Genomic DNA, 17,826 nt, shown 5'->3' with positions numbered 1-17,826 from the left:
CCGGTCTCTCCCTACCGGGACCCGCGGGGACGGCCGTCCCCGCGCCGCTCCTCAGCCGCTACGCAGTTCCATGTCCCGGGCCGCCGGCCGGACGGTCCAACGCGCCGGGTCGGCGATCACCGCCGCCAGCTCGGCGAAGGCCGCGCCGGTGGCACCGGGGGCGGCGCCGGGCTCGGCCGCGACGATCGCCGGCGCGGCCCAGCGGGCCGACAGCACGCGGGCCCGCATGGCCGGGTCGAGGTCCGCGCGCAGCAGGCCGGCGATCTGACCGAGGTAGCCCCCGAGAACGACGGTGGGAACGTCGAACATGTTGATGACGCTGGCCAGCGCGATCCCGAGGGCCCACGCGGCCACGGCCACGGCCTGGCACGCCTGCTGATCGCCGGCCGCCACCCGCTCGCGCAGCAGCTCGGGCGACACGGTGTCGGCCAGTCCGGCGGCGGCGAGCAGCGTGTGCCGTCCGGCATAGCGCTCCAGGCAGCCGGTCGACCCGCACGGGCAGCTCGGGCCGTTGGGGTCGACGCACACATGCCCGACCTCACCCGCCCAGCCGTGGCGGCCGGTGATGACCGCACCGTCCCGGACCACGGCGCCGCCGATGCCGATCCCGCCCGAGAGGTAGACGAAGTCCGGCAGTGGGCCCGCGCGGCCCGGCGCGCTCTCGGCGACCGCCCACGCGGCCAGGTCGGCCTCGTTTCCGATCGTCAACGGCAGCTCGGCGAGCGTTCCGGCGCCCAGCACGTCGACCGGTCGCAGGTCCGACCAGCCGAGGGTCGGTGCCCGCAGCAGCCGCCCCTCCCCCACGGCGACGATGCCGGGCAGGGCGAGCCGGGCTCCGACGAGGCGGGATCCGGCGGGCAGCCGGGACAGGACGTCGCCGCTCGCGGCGTCGAGGCGACGCAGCACCACCTCCGGCGGGCTCGCGACGAGATCTCCACTCGCGACCCACTCGGCGAGGACCTGGCCGCGCAGGTTGATCACCCTGGCCGCCAGGAATCCGGCGTCGATCTGAAGCCCCAGCGCCGCGATCCGCGAGCCCGGGGCCAGCGGCGTCCCTGGCCGGCCGCGGCGGGGCGCGGGCCGGTCCAGCTCGTCCGGGCCCAGCTCGTCCACGACACCGCCGGCGACGAGCTCGTCGACGAGGCGGGACGCGGTGGCCCGGGTCATCGAGGTCGCCCCGGCGACGTCCGCCCGCGAAAGGTACGCCGGCGCCGCGGCGGCGACGGTGCGGGCTACCAGGGCGAGGTTGCTCTCACGCAGGGTTGCCTGCCGGGCGCCGTTTGTCGGTCGAGGTCCGGACAGTTCCAGGGGCACCCGTTGACGCTACCGCTACCCAGGATTATGTTTTATCAAAATACTAAAGATGCGGTTTCGGAGCAGCACGGATCGGAGCAGTCATGCCACGACAGCCCACCCCCGAGGACAAGTTCTCCTTCGGCCTGTGGACCGTCGGCTGGACTGGCACCGACCCCTTCGGCCTGCCGACCCGGACGGCCCTCGACCCGTGGGAGTACGCCGACCGGCTGGCCGAGATCGGTGCCTGGGGCATCACCCTGCACGACAACGACCTCTTCCCCTTCGACGCCGACGACGACGCGCGGGCGTCCCGCCGGCTGAAGGAGGCCACGGACGCCTCCGGCCTGGTCATCGAGATGGTGACCACGAACACCTTCACCCATCCCGTCTTCAAGGACGGCGGCCTGACCTCGAACGACCGCGGCGTGCGCCGGTTCGGCCTGCGCAAGGTGCTGCGCGCGGTCGACCTCGCGGCCCAGCTCGGCGCGACCACGTTCGTCATGTGGGGCGGCCGGGAGGGCAGCGAGTACGACGGGTCGAAGGACGTCTTCGCCGCGCTGGAGCGCTACCGGGAGGGCCTGGACACCGTCGCCGGCTACATCAAAAGCCAGGGCTACGACCTGCGAATCGCGCTCGAACCCAAGCCGAACGAGCCACGCGGCGACATCTTCCTGCCCACCGTCGGGCACGCGCTGGCGCTGATCGCCGAGCTGGAGCACGGCGACCTCGTCGGACTCAACCCGGAGACCGGGCACGAGCAGATGGCCAACCTCAACTACACCCACGCGCTCGGCCAGGCGCTGTGGAGCGGGAAGCTCTTCCACATCGACCTCAACGGGCAGCGGGGCCTGAAGTACGACCAGGACCTGGTCTTCGGGCACGGCGATCTCGTCTCGGCGTTCTTCACCGTCGACCTGCTCGAGAACGGCTTCCCGGGCTACCCGGACGGCCCCCGGTACACCGGTCCCCGCCACTTCGACTACAAGCCGTCGCGGACGGAGGGCATGGCCGGGGTCTGGGAGTCGGCGCGGGCGTGCATGTCGACCTACCTGCTGCTCGCCGAGAAGGCGGCGGCATTCCGCGCCGACCCCGTCGTCCAGGAGGCGATGGCCTACGCCGGGGTGTTCGAGCTGGCCGAGCCCACCCTCGCCCCCGGCGAGACCGCGGCCGACCTCCTCGCCTCGGACGACGGCTTCGACCCGGCCAAGGCGGCCGAGCGGGACTTCGGTTTCGTGCGGCTCCAGCAACTGGCGATCGAGCACCTCGTCGGCTCGCCCGCCCCGGGCGCGGCAGCCGCCCGTTCGGCCGGCTGAGCCGGCCCGCCGTCATGGCGCTCGTCGCGGGGATCGACTCGTCCACCCAGTCGTGCAAGGTGGTCATCCGGGACGCCGACTCCGGCGCTCTCGTCCGCCAGGGAACCGCGCCCCATCCCCCCGGGACGGAGATCGACCCCGAACACTGGTGGACGGCCCTGCTCACCGCGGTCGAACAGGCCGGCGGCCTCGGCGACGTCGAAGCCGTCTCGGTCGCCGCCCAGCAGCACGGGATGATCGCGCTCGACCGCGACGGGCGGGTCATCCGGCCCGCGCTGCTGTGGAACGACACCCGGTCCGCCCAGGCGGCGGACGACCTCGTCGCCGAGCTCGGCGACGGCGAGGCCGTGCAGGGAGCCAAGCTGGGTGCTGAGCACGGCGGCGGGCGGGGAGCCGAGCGGTGGGCAGCCGCGGTCGGCCTGGTCCCGGTCGCCTCGTTCACCGTCACCAAGCTGCGCTGGCTCGCCGACCACGAGCCCGACGCCGCGGCCCGGATCGCCGCGGTCGCGCTGCCCCACGACTGGCTGACCTGGCGCCTCTCCGGCGCCCAGTCGTTGGACACCCTGCGGACCGACCGCTCCGACGCCTCCGGCACCGGCTACTTCGACGCCGTCAGCGGTGCCTACCGGCGAGACCTGCTGGCCCTGGCGCTGCGCCGCACGCCCGGCGACGTCGAACGGATCGTGCTCCCGACCGTCGCCGGTCCCGAGGAGATCGCGGGACGGGGCGACACCTCCGCCGGCTGGGGCCACCTGCTGCTGGGGCCGGGATGCGGCGACAACGCCGGGGCGGCGCTCGGGTTGGACCTGCGGCCGGGCGAGGCTCTGATGTCTCTGGGAACCTCCGGCGTCGTCGCCGCGGTCGCCACCGCCGCCACCCGGGACGCCACCGGCGCGGTGGCCGGCTTCGCCGACGCGACCGGTCACCACCTGCCGCTCGCCTGCACCCTCAATGCCAGCCGCGTCCTCGACGCGACGGGAACCCTGCTCGGCGTCGGCCACGACGAGCTCAGCCGGCTCGCCCTGAGCGTTCCGCCGGGAGCCGCGGGCCTGGTGCTCGTGCCCTACCTCGAGGGCGAGCGCACCCCGAACCTGCCCACCGCCACCGGCTCCCTGCACGGCCTCACGCCGGCGTCGATGACCCCGGCCAACCTCGCCCGCGCCGCCGTGGAGGGCGTGCTCTGCCTCATGGCGGGCTGCCTCGACGCCCTGCGCGACCAGGGTGTACGCATCGACCGGGTGTTCCTTGTCGGCGGCGGCGCCCGGTCACGCGCCGTCCAGGAGATCGCGCCCGCGATCCTCGGGGTGCCCGTCGCCGTGCCCGCGCCCGGCGAGTACGTCGCCGACGGTGCCGCCCGGCAGGCCGCGACGGTCCTGGCCCGCTCGGGCGGCGCCGCACCGCCGTCCTGGCACCGCCCCGACGCCGTCACCCGCACGGCCGAGCCGCTCCCCTCCGTCCTCGACCGGTACCGGGAGGTGGCGGCGACCGTCGCCGCCACGGTCGAGAGCCGGCGCGGCTAGCCGACGTGGGTTGCCGACGTCCGGCTCGCCACTTGCGCGCACTAGTAACTCTGCATTAGGCTCCTACACGTTCCGCGGTGGGTGCACAGGCCAGGGTTCAGTCCCGCAGACATGCCGATTGTCGAGCCGTGTCACCGAGCCGCGCCGATCAGTGGTGGACGCGGATTCCGAGTTGCCGCCGGCCGTTTCCTGACGACGTTGAGTCTCGAGCATCTTCGGCGTGTCCCGGCTTTTCCGCGGCACGAATCGACCCGAACACAGAAGATCAGCAAGATGCTCGCCGGCGGCACACTCCGACGGGAGAATCGTCATGCCCATCGCCCTGGATCGCCGTACACGTCGCGATGCCGACCTGCGCCACGTCGACATCGAGGATTTTCTCGCGCGGGAATTCCCGGGACTCGTCTCGCGCCATGGCCCTCTCGTCGCGCGGGGGATCGCCTTTTTACAGGCACCACCACTCTCCATCGAGATCGGCGCGTCCTCCTGGTCGTTCTCGAGCGACGGCACGACCCTGACCGCCTCCCGCGGCACCGTCGAGGGCGCGCTTGTCGTGACGCTCAGCGAGGCAGAGTTCTCCGACTGGGCGCAGAACCAGCGATCGTTCAACGCGATGCTGATCGCGCGCGAGCTGCGCTACCGCGACGGGTCCGAGGCGGACGTCTCCGCGTGGGACTCGCTCTGGCTGACGCTGCTGGAGGGCTGGCCGGTCGTGGACGACACGATCGAGTTCGTCGATCGTCACGGGACCCCGATCGACCTCGGGCGCGTCTTCACCCCGGCCGACGATCCGGCGGACGTCGCGCATTTCCTGCGCGAGGCCGGTTACCTTCACCTGCGCGGCTGGCTGGACCCGGCGGACATGACCGAGGTCTCCTCCGACATCGACCGGGCGCTCCCCCACTACCGTGAGGGTGACGGTCGTTCCTGGTGGGCGACCCTGGAGGACGGCAGCCGCCGCTGTGTGCGGCTCCAGGAGTTCATCGCTCACTCCCCCGCGACCTCGGCGATCCTGCGGGGCGAACGCTGGGAGCATTTACGCGGTGTTCTGGCCGGCGGCGACCTGCTCGAACGGCGTCCGGTGGACGGTCGCGGCCTGGAAGCGCTCATCAAGCCGATCGGTGTCACGGTCGGCGCGTCGGACGTGAGCTTTCACCGCGACTGCCACTTCGGCCGCCACGCCTACAACTGCTCGAACATGGTCGTCGGGATCGCGGTCACCGGCAGCGGCGAGACCAACGGCCAGCTCCGCGTCATCGCCGGATCCCACCGTGTTCTGATGCCGGTGGAAATCGCCAAATCGCGACCGTACCTGCCCGTCGTCGCCGTGCCGACCGAGCCGGGCGACATCACGGTGCACCTGACCTGCACCCTCCACGAGTCGACTCCGCCCCTCGTCGAGGAACGGCGCGTCCTCTACACCGGGTTCTCCCTCGCTCCGCGCGCGGACGACGCCAACGGCGAGAACAACAGCAACAGCGGCGGCCACGCCCTGGCGGCGCTGCGCGAGCGGATCTCCCAGATCCTCCTCGACGAGGCGACCCGAACGTGATGGTGGGCAACGGGCGTCCTCATGACGCGTAAGTCTCCGGGGAGGAGAGCGCACGCCCTGCGCACGTTGTTCAGTCACGCCGGCGACGGCGGGCGGCTGCTCGTCGGCGGCTACGCGCTCATCCTCGTCGACGCGGTCGCGCAGAGTCTCACGCCCGCGGTGTTCCGGGTCGTGCTCGACCGCATCCAGCAGGACCCGCGACGGTTCCTTCACGACGGCTGGCAGGGACCCGCGACTGCCGCGGTCGTCGTCTCCGCGACCTTCCTCGTGGCGGCCTACTTCGCCCACACCTGGTGCAGGCGTGGTGCGACGCGATGGGCGAACAACCTGCGGCGGGCCTTGTACGAGCACGTCCAGCGGCTGTCGATGGACTTCTTCCACCGTTCGCGGGTCGGCGACGTCGCCGCCGCGATCAACCAGGACATCGAGCGCCTCGAAGTGACGGTCTGGCAGGGCCTCACGGTGTGGTGGGCGCTGGCAGTCCTGGTCATCTCGGTGGGCCTCATCGCCTGGGTCGACGCCTGGATGACCCTGCTGGCGCTCGGCCTGCTCGCGGTGGCCGTCGGGTGGACGCTGCTGGTGCTCCCGCGGCTCCGCCGCCACAGCCGCGACATCCGCGACGAGCTCGGCCGCACCTCCGGGACGCTCGCGGAGATGCTCGGCGTGAACACGCTCCTCAAGGCGTTCAACGCGGAGGACGACGCCCTGCGCCAGGTGCGGGGCGGTACCGACCGGGTGCGGGCCGGGTCCGAGGCCCTGGCGCGGCTACAGCACCGCTACGCCGACCCGCTCGGCTTCCACCTCTCGTTCGTCGCGCCGTTCCTGCTCCTGTTCGTCGGCGCGTGGCGGGCCGCGTCGGGGACGCTCTCCCTCGGCGACGTCGTCGCCGTCTGGGGCTTCTGGCTGCGCGGGTCGAGCTCGTTGACCGTCGTCATGACCAGCCTCCCCGAGGTGCTGGCTGGCCTGGCCGCCAGCGAGCGGGCCGCGAAGCTGTTCGAGGAGCGACCCGCGGTCAGCGATCTCCCTCGGGCCCCGGCGCTGGCCGTCGCCCGGGGCGGCATCACCTTCGAGCGGGTCTCGTTCGCCTACCCCGGACGGCAGTCGCACCTGGTCCTCGACGGGTTCGACCTGACGATCGCCCCGGGGCGCAGCGTCGCGCTCATCGGCTCGTCCGGCGCCGGCAAGTCCACGGTCGCCCAGCTGCTGCTCCGGCTGTTCGACCCCGCCGAGGGCCGCGTGGCCATCGACGGCCAGGACCTCCGCGAGGTCACCCAGGCCTCGGTGCGTGCCGCGGTGGGTGTGGTCTTCCAGGAGTCGGTGCTGATCAGCGGCTCGCTGGCGCGCAACCTGCGACTCGCCCAGCCGACCGCCACCGACCAGGACATCGAGGCGGCGCTCGAGGCGGCCAACGCCTGGGAGTTCGTGCGCACCTGGGAGAACGGCATCCACACGGAGCTCGGCGAGCGCGGCGTCATGCTCTCCGGCGGGCAGCGCCAACGTCTCGCCATCGCCCGGGTGATGCTGAAGGACCCCCCCATCGTCGTGCTCGACGAGGCGACCAGCGCGCTCGACGCCGGCAGCGAACGCGCCGTGCTCGACGCCCTGGACCGGCTGCTGTCCGGGCGGACGTCACTGATCATCGCCCACCGGATCGCCACCGTCCGCCACTGCGACCAGATCGTCGTGATGGAACGCGGCCGGGTCGCCGACGCCGGCACACACGCCTCGCTGCTCCAGTCCTCGACGACCTACCGCTTGTACTGCCACGAACAGTCGGTGGCCTGAGTAGGAGGATCCGCTGACAGCCGGTCCGTCGCGATGCCTATCTGGTCCGGAGACCGGAGACCGCGTCAGGGAACGTCGATGTGGCCTTGGTCCAGGTCCGCGATACTGGCCGCGCCCAGGAGGGCCAAGGTGCGGTGGACGTCGGCGGCGAACCAGGCGAGCAGCCGGTCGATCCCCCGCTCCCCGCCGGCGCCGAGCGCGTAGAGGTAGGCACGGCCGGCCATGGCCGCTGTCGCGCCGGCCGCGACCGCCTTGACGATGTCGCTGCCGCGCCGGACCCCGCCGTCGCAGATGATCTCGCTGCGGCCGCCGACCGCGTCGGCGGCCGGGGCGACGAGCGGCAGCGTGGCCGGTGCCCCGTCCAGCTGCCGGCCGCCGTGGTTCGACAGCACGATCGCGTCGACGCCCGCCTCGGCCGCGAGCTTCGCGTCCGCGACCGTCTGGATGCCCTTGACGACGATGCGGCCGTCCCAGACCGAGCGCAGCCAGGTCAGGTCCGCCCAGGAGAGGCCGGGGTCGAACTGGGTGTTGATGTAGTCGGACAGCGTCACCGGTGACGCCCCGTCACCCACGTCTCGGCCCGCGACGTTGCTGAACCGGATCGGTTCGCTGCGGACGAACTGCCAGGTCCAGCCGGGATGCAGCAGGCCGTCGAGGATCGTGCCCGGACCGATGGTGGGCGGCAGGGAGAAGCCCCTGCGGACGTCGCGCTCGCGGCGGCCGAAGACGGCGGTGTCGACGGTGAGCACGATCGCCTCGTACCGGGCCGCGGCGGCGCGCTCGATCATCTCCTTGACCAGGCCGCGGTCGCGCCAGGCGTAGACCTGGAACCACAGCCGCCCGTCGCTGACCGCGCGGACCTCCTCGATCGAACGCGTGCTCAGGGTGGACAGCGTGTAGGGAAGTCCGGCGCGGGCGGCGGCGCGGGCCACCGCCAGCTCCCCCCGCGGATCGGCGATGCGGGTGAAGCCCGTGGGCGCGAGCACGAGCGGGTACGCCGCCGGCGCGCCGAGGATCTCCGTGCCGATCGAGACCTCGGGCAGGCCACGCAGCACCCGCGGGCGGAAGGTCACAGCGGCGTAGGCCCGCTCGTTCGCGGCGAGGGTGCGTTCGTCCTCCGCGGCACCGTCGATGTAGTCGAAGACTCCGCCGGGCAGCCGTCGCCGTGCCATCCGCCGCAGGTCGTGCACCGAGGCCGCCCGGGCCAGCCGCCGCTCGGTCCGGTTGGTCTCGACGGGGCCGAACCGCATGACGGAACGCAGTGTCGCCAGGGGCCTCATGACGGCTCGTACCTCCGGAGGGTCGATGCGCGCGCGAGCTGCTCGCGCAGGTCTTCCAGGGTGGCCGGCGCGGCGCCGTGGGCCCGAGCCTGGACGAGGACGTTGCCGAGCGCGGTCGCCTCGACCGGCCCGGCGACGACCGGCACCCCCGCCGCGTCCGCGGTGAGTCGGCACAGTAACTCGCCGCGGGAGCCGCCACCGACGAGATGGATGACCTCGACCTGTCGCCCGGTCAGGTCCGCGGCCCGCCGCAGGGTGCGCGCGTAGGCGAGGGCGAGGGAGTCGACGACGCAGCGCGCGAGCGCGGCCGGCGTCCGCGGCACCGGCGTCCGGCGCACCCGGCCGTCGCCGTCGCGCGCGGCCGCCGCGATCCGGGCCGGCATGTTTCCCGGCGCGATGAGCGCGGGGTCGTCGACGTCGATCACCGGGCCGCCGGATGGCAGCTCCGCGGCGGCGGCGAGGAGATCCTCGAGGTCGGGGTTGTTCCACTCCCGCAGGCATTCCTGGAGCAGCCACAGCCCGCCGACGTTGCGCAGGAACCGTACCCGGCCGTCGACGCCGATCTCGTTGGTGAAGTTCGCCGCGCGGGCGTCCGGGGTGAGCACCGGCGCCGGCAGCTCCAGGCCCACCAGCGACCAGGTTCCGCACGAGACGTAGCCGAAGCTGTCGGTCGTCGCCGGGACCCCGACGACGGCGGAGGCGGTGTCGTGCGAGCCCACCGTCGTCACCGGGACCGGCGGGCCGAGTGCGTGCGTGACGCCGCGGACGGTACCGGGCTCCTCGAGGTCCGGCAGGAGCCGGCGCGGGATGTCGAGCCGCCGCAGCAGCTCCTCGGACCACTGGCACGTCCGGACGTCGAGCAGGCCGGTCGTCGAGGCGTTCGTGAGCTCGGTGCGCAGCCGCCCAGTCAGCCGGTAGGCCAGCAGGTCGGGCACCAGGACGACGTGCGCGGCCCGGTCCCACAGAGGACCGCGCCGCTGCGCGGCGAGTTGGTACAGCGTGGTGAACGGCAGGAACTGCAGCCCGTTGACGGCGAACAGCTCCTCGGGTGGCACCGTGGCGTGCACGTCGTCGACGACCTGCGCCGCGCCGCCGTCACGGTAGGCGACGGGGGGCGCGAGCAGCTCACCGGCGGCGTCGAGCAGCCCGAAGTCGACCGCCCAGGTATCGATGCCGATCGACTCCAGCTCGGGGCAGGCCCGGGCCAGCCGGCGCAGCCCGCGGAGCATCTCGCGGTGCAGGTGGTCGAGGTCCCAGCGCAGCGATCCCGCGGCCTCGACGAGCGGGTTGGCGAACCGGTGGACCGGCCGCAGGGACACCGAGCCACCCTCGACCAGCCCGGCCATCACCCGGCCGCCGGACGCCCCGATGTCGACGGCGGCGAAAACCCGGGCGGCCATCGTCAGCGCAGGAAGGCGGCCGCGACGCCGGCGTCGACGGGGACGAGCAGGCCGGTCGTGTGGCTGAGCTCGCCCGAGCACACGGCCGCGACCGCGTTGGCCACGTGCTCGGGCAGTACCTCCCGGCCGAGCAGGGTCCGCCGGGCGTAGAAGGCGCCGAGCTCCTCCTCGGGAATGCCGTAGACCGCCGCGCGCTGGGCTCCCCAGCCGCCGGCGAAGATGCCGCTGCCGCGCACGACGCCGTCCGGGTTGACGCCGTTGACCCGGATCCCGTGGCCGCCGAGCTCGGCGGCCAGCAGCCTGACCTGGTGCGCCTGGTCGGCCTTCGCGGCGCCGTAGGCGACGTTGTTCGGCCCGGCGAACAGCGCGTTCTTGGACACGATGTAGACGATGTCGCCGCCGAGCCGTTGCGCGATCATGGCTCGCGTCGCGGCCCGCGCGACGAGGAAGCTCCCCTTCGCCATGACGTCGTGCTGCAGGTCCCAGTCCCGTTCGGTGGTCTCGAGCAGCGGCTTCGAGATGGACAGGCCCGCGTTGTTGACGACCAGGTCGATCCCGCCGAAGGCGAGAAGCGTCGCCGCGACGGCGGCCTCGACCTCGTCCGCCTTCGTCACGTCGGCACCTACGCCGACCGCGACGTCGGCGCCGCCGAGATCGACTGCCGCCGACACGGCCCTGTCCGGATCGAGGTCGGCGACGACCACGCAGGCGCCGTCGGCGGCGAGCCGCGCCGCGGTGGCCCGGCCGATGCCGCTGGCCGCGCCGGTGACCAGCGCGACCCGGCCCGCGTGCCGCTTCGGCTGGGGCAGGCGGCGCAGCTTCGCCTCCTCCAGCGCCCAGTACTCGATCCGGAACTTCTCGCTCTCCGGGATCGGCGCGTAGGACGAGACCGCCTCGGCGCCGCGCATCACGTTGATCGCGTTGACGCAGAACTCGCCAGCGACCCGCGCCGTCTGCTTGTCCCTGCCGTAGGAGAACATGCCCACGCCCGGCACGAGGATGATCGCCGGGTCGGCGCCGCGCATCGGCGGCGAGTCGACGGTCGCGTGCCGCTCGTAGTACGCGCGGTAGTCGTCGCGGTAGGCCTCGTGCAGCTCCGCGAGCCGCTGGACGCACTCCTCGGGTGAGGCCGAGGCCGGCAGATCGAGCACCAGCGGGCGGACCTTCGTGCGCAGGAAGTGATCGGGGCAGGACGTCCCGAGCCGGGCCAGCGCGAACAGCTTCTCACTCGCCAGGAACTCCAGGACGACGTCGCTGTCGGTGAAGTGGCCGACCATGCGGTGGTCGCGGGACGCGACCGCGCGCAGGTGGGGCGCGAGCGCGGCCGCCCTGGCGCGCCGTTGCGCGGCCGGCAGCGCGCGCCGGCCGTCGACCTCGGCACCGAAGGGCCGCGGCCGTCCGTGCCGTTCGATGTGGAGTCGCGCCCGCTCGATGATCCAGGTGGAGTTGCGCTCGGACTCCTCGCTGGTGTCGCCCCACGCGGTGATGCCGTGCCCGCCGAGGATGCAGCCGACGGCGCCGGGGTTGTCCCGCCGCACGGCCGCGATGTCGAGGCCGAGCTGGAAGCCCGGCCGCCGCCACGGCACCCACACGACCTTCGTGCCGAAGACGTCCTTCGTGAGCCGTTCGCCGTCGGCGGCGGTCGCGAGGGCGATGCCGCTGTCCGGGTGCAGGTGGTCGACGTGCGGCGCCTCGACGAGACCGTGCATGGCGGTGTCGATCGAAGGCGCGGCACCGCCCCGGCCGTGCAGGCAGAAGTCGAAGGCGGCGACCATCTCGTCCTCGCGGTCCTCGCCCGGGTAGACGTCCACCAGCGCGCGCAGCCGGTCCAGCCGGAGCACGGCGAGACCGGGCTCGGTCAGCGTGCCGAGGTCGCCACCCGACCCCTTGACCCACAGCAGCTCGACGTCGCGGCCCGTGACCGGATCGATCTCGACGCCCTTGGCGGAGGTGTTCCCGCCCGCGTAGTTGGTGTTGCGCGGGTCGGCACCGAGCCGGTTCGACCGGGCGAGAAGCTCGGCGACGGTCCGGTTCCCGCTCACGCGCCCCACCCGGCCTGGGTGCCACCGACCCGCTCGGCCGCGACGCGCTCGGCGTAACCGCTGGCCCGGAAGGCCGCTGTGGGGTCGGCGGGCAGCCCGCGCGACTCACGCCAGGCGGCGAGGTCGGCGCGCACGTCGGTGTAGAAGGCGTCCATGAGGACGGCGTTCGCGGCCAGCACGTCCCCGGCGCGCTCCGCCTCGGCGAGCGCGGCCCGGTCGACGAGCAGCGCGCGGGCCGTCATCTCCTGCACGTTGAGCACGGACCGGATCTGGCCCGGGATCTTCGCCTCGATGTTGTGGCACTGGTCGAGCATGAAGGTCACCTCGCTGCCCTCGTCGTAGCCACCGCCCCGGACGACCTCGGTCATGATCCGGAACAGCTGGAAGGGGTCGGCGGCACCGACGATCAGGTCGTCGTCGGCGTAGAAGCGGGAGTTGAAGTCGAACGCCCCCAGCCGCCCCAGCCGGAGCAGCTGCATCACGATGAACTCGATGTTGGTGTTCGGGGCGTGGTGGCCGGTGTCCAGGCACACCACGGCGCGCTCGCCGAGCGCGAGGCAGTGGACGTAGGCGGTGCCCCAGTCGGGGACGTCGGTCGCGTAGAAGGCCGGCTCGAACAGCTTGTACTCGAGCACGAGCCGCTGGTGCCCCGCCAGCCGGGCGTAGATCTGGCCCAGCGCGTCGGCGAGCCGATCCTGCCGGTCGCGCAGGTCGGCCTGGCCGGGGTAGTTCAGCCCGTCGGGCAGCCAGATCTTCAGGTCGCGGCTGCCCGTGGCGTCCATGATGTCGACGCAGTCGAGGGCGTGCCGGATCGCCTTCGCCCGGACGCGCTCGTCGACGTGGCAGAGGCTGCCGAGCATGTAGTCGTCGTCCTGGAACGTGTTCGTGTTGATCGTGCCGAGCCGGACGCCGTTGTCCCGCGCGTGTTCGCCCAGCTTGCCGAAGTCGTCGACGAGGTCCCAGGGGATGTGCAACGCGACCGACGGCGCGAGCCCGGTCAGCCGGTGCACCTGTGCGGCGTCGGTGACCTTCTCGAACGGATCACGCGGGATCCCGCGCTGCGGGAACACCTTGAACCTGGTCCCGGAGTTCCCGAACGCCCACGAGGGCAGCTCGATCTCCTGCCGAGCAAGATCCTCTGTCGCCTGGCTGAATGCCCGCATCATCGCCAGCCCTTCCGGTCGCCAGCACTTCCGACCACTGTGAGATCTTGTAAATTGTCACACAATCTCGCACGGCCGGCAATCGTGAAGCGAGGATCGAGACGGGAAGGCACTCAGGGACACAACGGCAGGCGCGGTGGCGTCACCGGAGCCGCGTCACCGGACCCGCGTCACCCGTCGGTAGGGCGCCAGCCGGTCGTCCTGCGGGTCGAGTTCGGTCACCAGCCAGTCGACGCGGTCCCAGTCGAGCCAGCGCGCGACGGCCCGCGTGCCGAGCTTCGAGGAGTCGACGGCCAGGACGATCTGCTCGGCACCCGCGGCCAGCGCGCGCTTGACGTCGGCCTCCTCCGGGGTCTCCTCCAGCGGGCCCGCCCGCTCGTCGAGGGCCGCCGCCGAGGCGAACAGCCGCCGCACGGTGATGTCCGCCGCCGCCCGGCTCGCCAGCGGGCCGACCAGGCTGCCGGTCCGCGGATCGAGCCGTCCGCCGGTCAGCAGCACCGAGATACCCGGCCTGTCCCGCAGCACGCCGAACGTGTCGGGCCCGTTCGTGACGACGAGCAGATCGTCCGCGCTGGTCAGAGCGCCGGCGAGCCGCATGACCGTCGAGGACGCGTCGAACGCGACCGCGCCCCCGTCCGGGACGAGCTCGGCGAGCTTCGCCGCGATGCGCGACTTCGCCGCCGCCATCCGGTCCCGGCGCTGGGCGAAGCTGCGCGGGCCGACGGAGCGCGCCCCGCCGCGCACCCGGCGGGCCACCCCGCGTTCCTCCAGCTGGAACAGGTCCCGCCGGATCGTCATCTCGCTGACGTTGAGCGCCGCCGCCGCCGCGGTGATGGTGACCGCTCCCTGATCCCTGAGCTGGTCACTCAGCCAGGTCAGGCGGTCCTCGCCGGGAACGTTCCGCTGGGGCAGTGACACAGGCACCTCGCCGGGCGCGGCGTTACGTGTGAGAACGGTGTGCGAAGCAACGTCAGACTAACAGCCCGTTGCACGGAGATTGATCAGCTGCGATGTGCCGTGCCCTGATCGAGTGTTCCGCGGGACACCAGAACGGAAGCGAGTCACGCGGATCTAGCCCGTGAACGGTTGCACCGGCTGGCCGCGAACTCCCGGGGCGAGGGCGAACACAGCACCCGCCGCCGGATACCGGGTGAGATCGGTGCCGACCTGGGAGGTGGTGATGTAGAGCGTGTCGAGGCGGTCGTCGCCGAAGGTGCACGCCGTCACCCGGGGCACGGGCAGCGGGACGATCCCGTCGAGCCGGCCGGTGGGTGAGTAGCGGTGGACCGCGCCGCCGCCCCACAGCGCCACCCACAGGTAGCCGTCGGCGTCGACGGTGAGCCCGTCAGGCGCACCCGCCTCCTCGGGGACGGTGACCAGCGTCCACCGGTCGCGGAGCCCCCGTTCCGAGTCGTAGTCGAAGACGTCCACCCGTGATGTCGCGGAGTCCACGTAGTAGGCCCGCGCGCCGTCGGGGCTCCAGGCCAGCCCGTTGGAGACGGTGACGCCGGTCAGCACGACGCTGACGGTGCCGTCGGGTGCGAGCCGGTAGAGCGAGCCCGCGCCGGCCGTCTCGGCGTAGGCCATGGATCCACAGTAGAAACGGCCGTCCGGGTCACAGCCGCCGTCGTTCATCCGGACCCCGGCGTCGGCGTCCCACAGGTCCCCGAGGTACCGGCGGACTCCGCCGGTGAGGCCGGAGAAGTCTTCGGGGCCGGCGGGGCCGATGAGCGCGAAGCCGCGTTCCAGTGCGAGCACCGTCCCACCCGCGGCTCGTGGTCGCAGCGCCGCGGCCACGGCGCCGACATGGTCGCGGCGGACGGCGCCGCTCGTGGTGTCGACGGCGAGGACGTCACCGGCCAGCAGGTCGACGCAGCGCAGGCCGCCCCAGTCGGGGCTCCAGACCGGGCCCTCGCCGTGGAAGGCCACCGGGTCGGTGATCTGCTCGGGGCGGTCGGTGGCCACCGGTCAGCCGCCGTGCCGGTTCTGGGGGATCCCCCAGGGATTGTCGTCACGCAGGGGCTCGGGCAGCAGGCGCTCGGGCAGCGACTGGTACGTGACGGGCCGCAGGAACCGGGAGATCGACGTCGTCCCGACCGAGGTGTGCAGGGACGTCGTCGCCGGGTACGGGCCGCCGTGGGTCATGGCCGGGCTGACCGACACGCCGGTCGGCCATCCGTTCCACAGCACCCGCCCGGCCCGTTCCCGCAGCTCGGCGAGCAGGTCCGCGGCGAGGACGCCGTCGGTGTCCTCGCCGTGCACGGTGGCGGTGAGCTGCCCGCCTAGGGCGCGGGCCACCGCGAGCAGGTCGGCCGGATCGTCGTAGGCGACGAGCAGCGACGTCGGGCCGAAGCACTCGACCGCCAGCGTGCCCGGGTCACGCAGCCAGTCGGCGACACCGGTGGCCAGCAGAGTCGGCGTCACGCCGGTCGTCGTCCCGGCGCCGGCGGCCAGCACCCGAACCGCGGGATGGCCCGTGAGCCCGCCGAGGGTGTCCCGGTAGCCGGCCGCGATCCGCTCCCCCAGCAGCGGGGTGGCCGGGCGCGCGGACACCAGCCGGACGAGGTCCGCCTCGGCTGATCCGGCCGGGGCGAACAGGAGGCCGGGCTTGGTGCAGAACTGGCCGGTGCCCAGCGTGTAGGACTCGACGTAGCCGGCCCAGATCTCCGGCCCGCGCCGGGCGGCGGCGGCCTCGGTCACGAAGACCGGGTTGACGCTGCCCATCTCGGCGTAGAACGGGATCGGCTCGTCGCGGGCGGCTGCGAGGTTGAAAAGGAGCCGGCCGGCGTGCTCCGAGCCGGTGAAGGCACCGGCCCGCACGCGCGGGTCGACGAGGGCGGCCCGTGCCGGCTCGTCACCTTCGATCAGGGCCAGCGTCCCCGCGGGCGCACCGGCGGCGGCCAGCGCGGCCGTGACGACGGCGGCGGTGAGACGGGACAGCTCCGGATGGCCGGGGTGGGCCTTGAGCAGCACCGGACAGCCCGCGGCGAGCGCGGCGGCGGTGTCCCCACCGGCGACGCTGAACGCGAAGGGAAAGTTCGAGGCGGCGAAGACGAGCACCGGCCCGACCGGGATCAGCATCCGGCGCAGGTCGGGACGCGGCCCGGTGGGCCAGGCCGGGTCGGGCGGGTCGATCGTCGCCTCGAGGTACCGGCCGTCGTCGAGGAGCCCGGCGAACAGGCGGAGCTGGAACGTTGTGCGGACCAGCTCGCCGCGCAGGCGCGGTTCGGGCAGCCGTGTCTCGCGCATCGCGACCGGGACCAGGGTCTCGGCCGCGGCGTCCAGGGCGTCGGCCACCGCGCGCAGCATCGACGCACGCGCGGCCGGCGCGAGCGCGCCGAACGGCCGGGCCGCCGCCGCGGCGGCGAGCAGCGCTTCGGTGTCGGTCGTGACGGTGTGCACGGCCATCCTTCCGTTGACGAGGCGGGGTGTCACGAGGCGGTGCCGCTGCGGGACGTGGGATGCAGCAGGATCTTCACGGCGGTGCCGGCGGCGTCGTCGAGGAGCCGGAACGCCTCGCCGACGTCGTCGAGGGGCAGCTCGTGCGTGACCAGCGCCGCCGGGTCGAGCTGGCCGGCGGCGAACGCGCGTACCGCGTGGGTCCAGGCCCGCGACGGCGCCCCGAACACGGTGTGCACGGTGAGCTGGGGAAGCACGAGGTCGAGGGCGCGCAGCGGGTGGTCGCCGTCCGCGGCGAGACCGGCGAGCACCACCCGCCCGCCACGGCGGGCGAGCCCGCAGGCCAGCGCCGCGCTGCCGGGCGCGCCGGCGGCCTCGACGACCACGTCGAACCGACGTGACCACCGGCCGCCGGCCGCCTCGTCCGGCGTCAGCAGCGTCGCGGCGCCGCACCGGGCGGCGAGCTCGGCGCGGCCCGGGCGGGGATCCACGGCGACCAACTCGGCCGGGCCGCCTGCCGCCAGCAGCTGTGTGGCCAGCAGGCCGAGCGTGCCCGCGCCGACCACGGCGACCCGCTCGCCGGGAACGGCACCGGCGCGCAGGCACATGGCCGCCGCGCAGGCTGCCGGTTCCAGGCCGGCGGCCGCGCGCAGGTCGGCGCCGGGCGGCAGGACGTGCAGGAGATGGCTCGGTACGACCAGGTGGTCGGACCACGCGCCGGGGCAGGTGAAGCCGGTCTCCTCGTAGGGGGCGGTGCACAGGTTGGTGTCGCCGCGCCGGCAGGCGGGGCAGACCCGGCAGGAGCGGAAGCCCTCGGCCACCACCGGCCGGCCCACGAGGCCCGCGTCCCCCGCCGGGCCGACCGCGGCCACCGTCCCGGACCACTCGTGCCCCGGGACGACCGGGTACCGCACGAATCCGGCGGGCCGGGTGCCGCGCAGCACCTCGCGGTCGGAACCGCAGATACCCGCCCGGGCCACCCGGACCAGCACCTCACCCGGCCCGGGAGCGACCGGTTCGGCCGGGCGGATCTCCAGCTGTCCCGGCGCGTCGATCCACACCGCGCGACCGGTCAC

Annotated in this window: 13 protein-coding genes; 4 read left to right on the top strand and 9 right to left on the bottom strand. The window is 73.5% G+C overall.

Annotation, left to right across the window (positions count from 1 at the left end; genetic code table 11):
• Window positions 1-51 precede the first annotated feature (51 nt).
• On the bottom strand, window positions 52-1,314 hold the full coding sequence (locus tag FMEAI12_RS16400) for an ROK family protein (protein WP_112106712.1): 1,263 nt from the start codon (window positions 1,312-1,314) through the stop codon (window positions 52-54).
• Between the two features lie 83 nt (window positions 1,315-1,397).
• On the opposite strand from FMEAI12_RS16400, the gene xylA reads away from it, so the two are divergent.
• From xylA to FMEAI12_RS16380, 4 genes are all read left to right on the top strand, one after another.
• Window positions 1,398-2,609 carry a xylose isomerase gene (gene xylA / locus FMEAI12_RS16395; protein ID WP_112106711.1) on the top strand — a complete coding sequence of 404 codons (1,212 nt, stop codon included), beginning with the start codon at window positions 1,398-1,400 and terminating at the stop codon, window positions 2,607-2,609.
• 14 nt (window positions 2,610-2,623) lie between these two features.
• Window positions 2,624-4,129, top strand: a complete 1,506-nt coding sequence (locus FMEAI12_RS16390; RefSeq protein WP_112106710.1) for a xylulokinase — start codon at window positions 2,624-2,626, stop codon at window positions 4,127-4,129.
• A gap of 310 nt (window positions 4,130-4,439) precedes the next feature.
• Window positions 4,440-5,681, top strand: coding sequence for a phytanoyl-CoA dioxygenase family protein (locus FMEAI12_RS16385; protein WP_112106709.1), 1,242 nt, complete (start codon window positions 4,440-4,442; stop codon window positions 5,679-5,681).
• Window positions 5,682-5,702: 21 nt separating this feature from the next.
• Window positions 5,703-7,466 (top strand): ABC transporter ATP-binding protein, encoded by a 1,764-nt coding sequence (locus FMEAI12_RS16380; protein WP_112106708.1) that lies wholly within the window; start codon window positions 5,703-5,705, stop codon window positions 7,464-7,466.
• A gap of 65 nt (window positions 7,467-7,531) precedes the next feature.
• On the opposite strand, the gene FMEAI12_RS16375 is transcribed toward FMEAI12_RS16380, so the two are convergent.
• The 8 genes from FMEAI12_RS16375 to FMEAI12_RS16340 form a co-directional block, all read right to left on the bottom strand.
• Window positions 7,532-8,746, bottom strand: a complete 1,215-nt coding sequence (locus FMEAI12_RS16375) for an alpha-hydroxy acid oxidase (protein ID WP_112106707.1) — start codon at window positions 8,744-8,746, stop codon at window positions 7,532-7,534.
• Window positions 8,743-10,146 (bottom strand): rhamnulokinase family protein, encoded by a 1,404-nt coding sequence (locus FMEAI12_RS16370; RefSeq protein WP_112106706.1) that lies wholly within the window; start codon window positions 10,144-10,146, stop codon window positions 8,743-8,745. Before FMEAI12_RS16370 ends, FMEAI12_RS16375 begins: the two co-directional genes overlap by 4 nt.
• 2 nt (window positions 10,147-10,148) lie before the next feature.
• A complete protein-coding gene (locus tag FMEAI12_RS16365; protein ID WP_112106731.1) occupies window positions 10,149-12,188 on the bottom strand; it encodes a bifunctional aldolase/short-chain dehydrogenase in 2,040 nt (679 codons plus the stop codon).
• Window positions 12,185-13,351, bottom strand: a complete 1,167-nt coding sequence (rhaI, locus tag FMEAI12_RS16360) for an L-rhamnose isomerase (RefSeq protein WP_071065090.1) — start codon at window positions 13,349-13,351, stop codon at window positions 12,185-12,187. The genes FMEAI12_RS16365 and rhaI overlap by 4 nt, the downstream gene beginning before the upstream one ends.
• 156 nt (window positions 13,352-13,507) lie before the next feature.
• Window positions 13,508-14,269 (bottom strand): DeoR/GlpR family DNA-binding transcription regulator, encoded by a 762-nt coding sequence (locus FMEAI12_RS16355; RefSeq protein WP_235014061.1) that lies wholly within the window; start codon window positions 14,267-14,269, stop codon window positions 13,508-13,510.
• A 153-nt stretch (window positions 14,270-14,422) separates the two neighbouring features.
• Complete coding sequence (locus FMEAI12_RS16350) at window positions 14,423-15,316, bottom strand: SMP-30/gluconolactonase/LRE family protein (RefSeq protein WP_112106704.1); 894 nt, start codon at window positions 15,314-15,316, stop codon at window positions 14,423-14,425.
• A 3-nt stretch (window positions 15,317-15,319) separates the two neighbouring features.
• The gene (locus FMEAI12_RS16345; protein ID WP_112106730.1) at window positions 15,320-16,759 is read right to left on the bottom strand and encodes an aldehyde dehydrogenase (NADP(+)); all 1,440 of its coding nucleotides are present in this window, start codon (window positions 16,757-16,759) and stop codon (window positions 15,320-15,322) included.
• 23 nt (window positions 16,760-16,782) lie between these two features.
• Window positions 16,783-17,826: a zinc-binding dehydrogenase gene (locus FMEAI12_RS16340; protein ID WP_112106703.1), complete on the bottom strand. Its 1,044-nt coding sequence runs from the start codon at window positions 17,824-17,826 to the stop codon at window positions 16,783-16,785.

It is taken from the genome of Parafrankia sp. Ea1.12 (genome assembly GCF_900465275.1).
GTDB classification, from domain to species: Bacteria; Actinomycetota; Actinomycetes; order Frankiales; family Frankiaceae; genus Parafrankia; species Parafrankia soli.
This window is presented reverse-complemented; position numbering and strand designations above follow the sequence as displayed.

Excerpts from the sequence above, each read along its gene's own strand:
- FMEAI12_RS16380 (WP_112106708.1), top strand. The coding sequence starts at position 5,703 with ATGACGCGTAAGTCTCCGGGGAGGAGAGCGCACGCCCTGCGCACGTTG.
- FMEAI12_RS16375 (WP_112106707.1), bottom strand. The coding sequence starts at position 8,746 with ATGAGGCCCCTGGCGACACTGCGTTCCGTCATGCGGTTCGGCCCCGTC.
- rhaI (WP_071065090.1), bottom strand. The coding sequence starts at position 13,351 with ATGCGGGCATTCAGCCAGGCGACAGAGGATCTTGCTCGGCAGGAGATC.
- FMEAI12_RS16390 (WP_112106710.1), top strand. The coding sequence starts at position 2,624 with ATGGCGCTCGTCGCGGGGATCGACTCGTCCACCCAGTCGTGCAAGGTG.
- xylA (WP_112106711.1), top strand. The coding sequence starts at position 1,398 with ATGCCACGACAGCCCACCCCCGAGGACAAGTTCTCCTTCGGCCTGTGG.
- FMEAI12_RS16370 (WP_112106706.1), bottom strand. The coding sequence starts at position 10,146 with ATGGCCGCCCGGGTTTTCGCCGCCGTCGACATCGGGGCGTCCGGCGGC.
- FMEAI12_RS16385 (WP_112106709.1), top strand. The coding sequence starts at position 4,440 with ATGCCCATCGCCCTGGATCGCCGTACACGTCGCGATGCCGACCTGCGC.
- FMEAI12_RS16345 (WP_112106730.1), bottom strand. The coding sequence starts at position 16,759 with ATGGCCGTGCACACCGTCACGACCGACACCGAAGCGCTGCTCGCCGCC.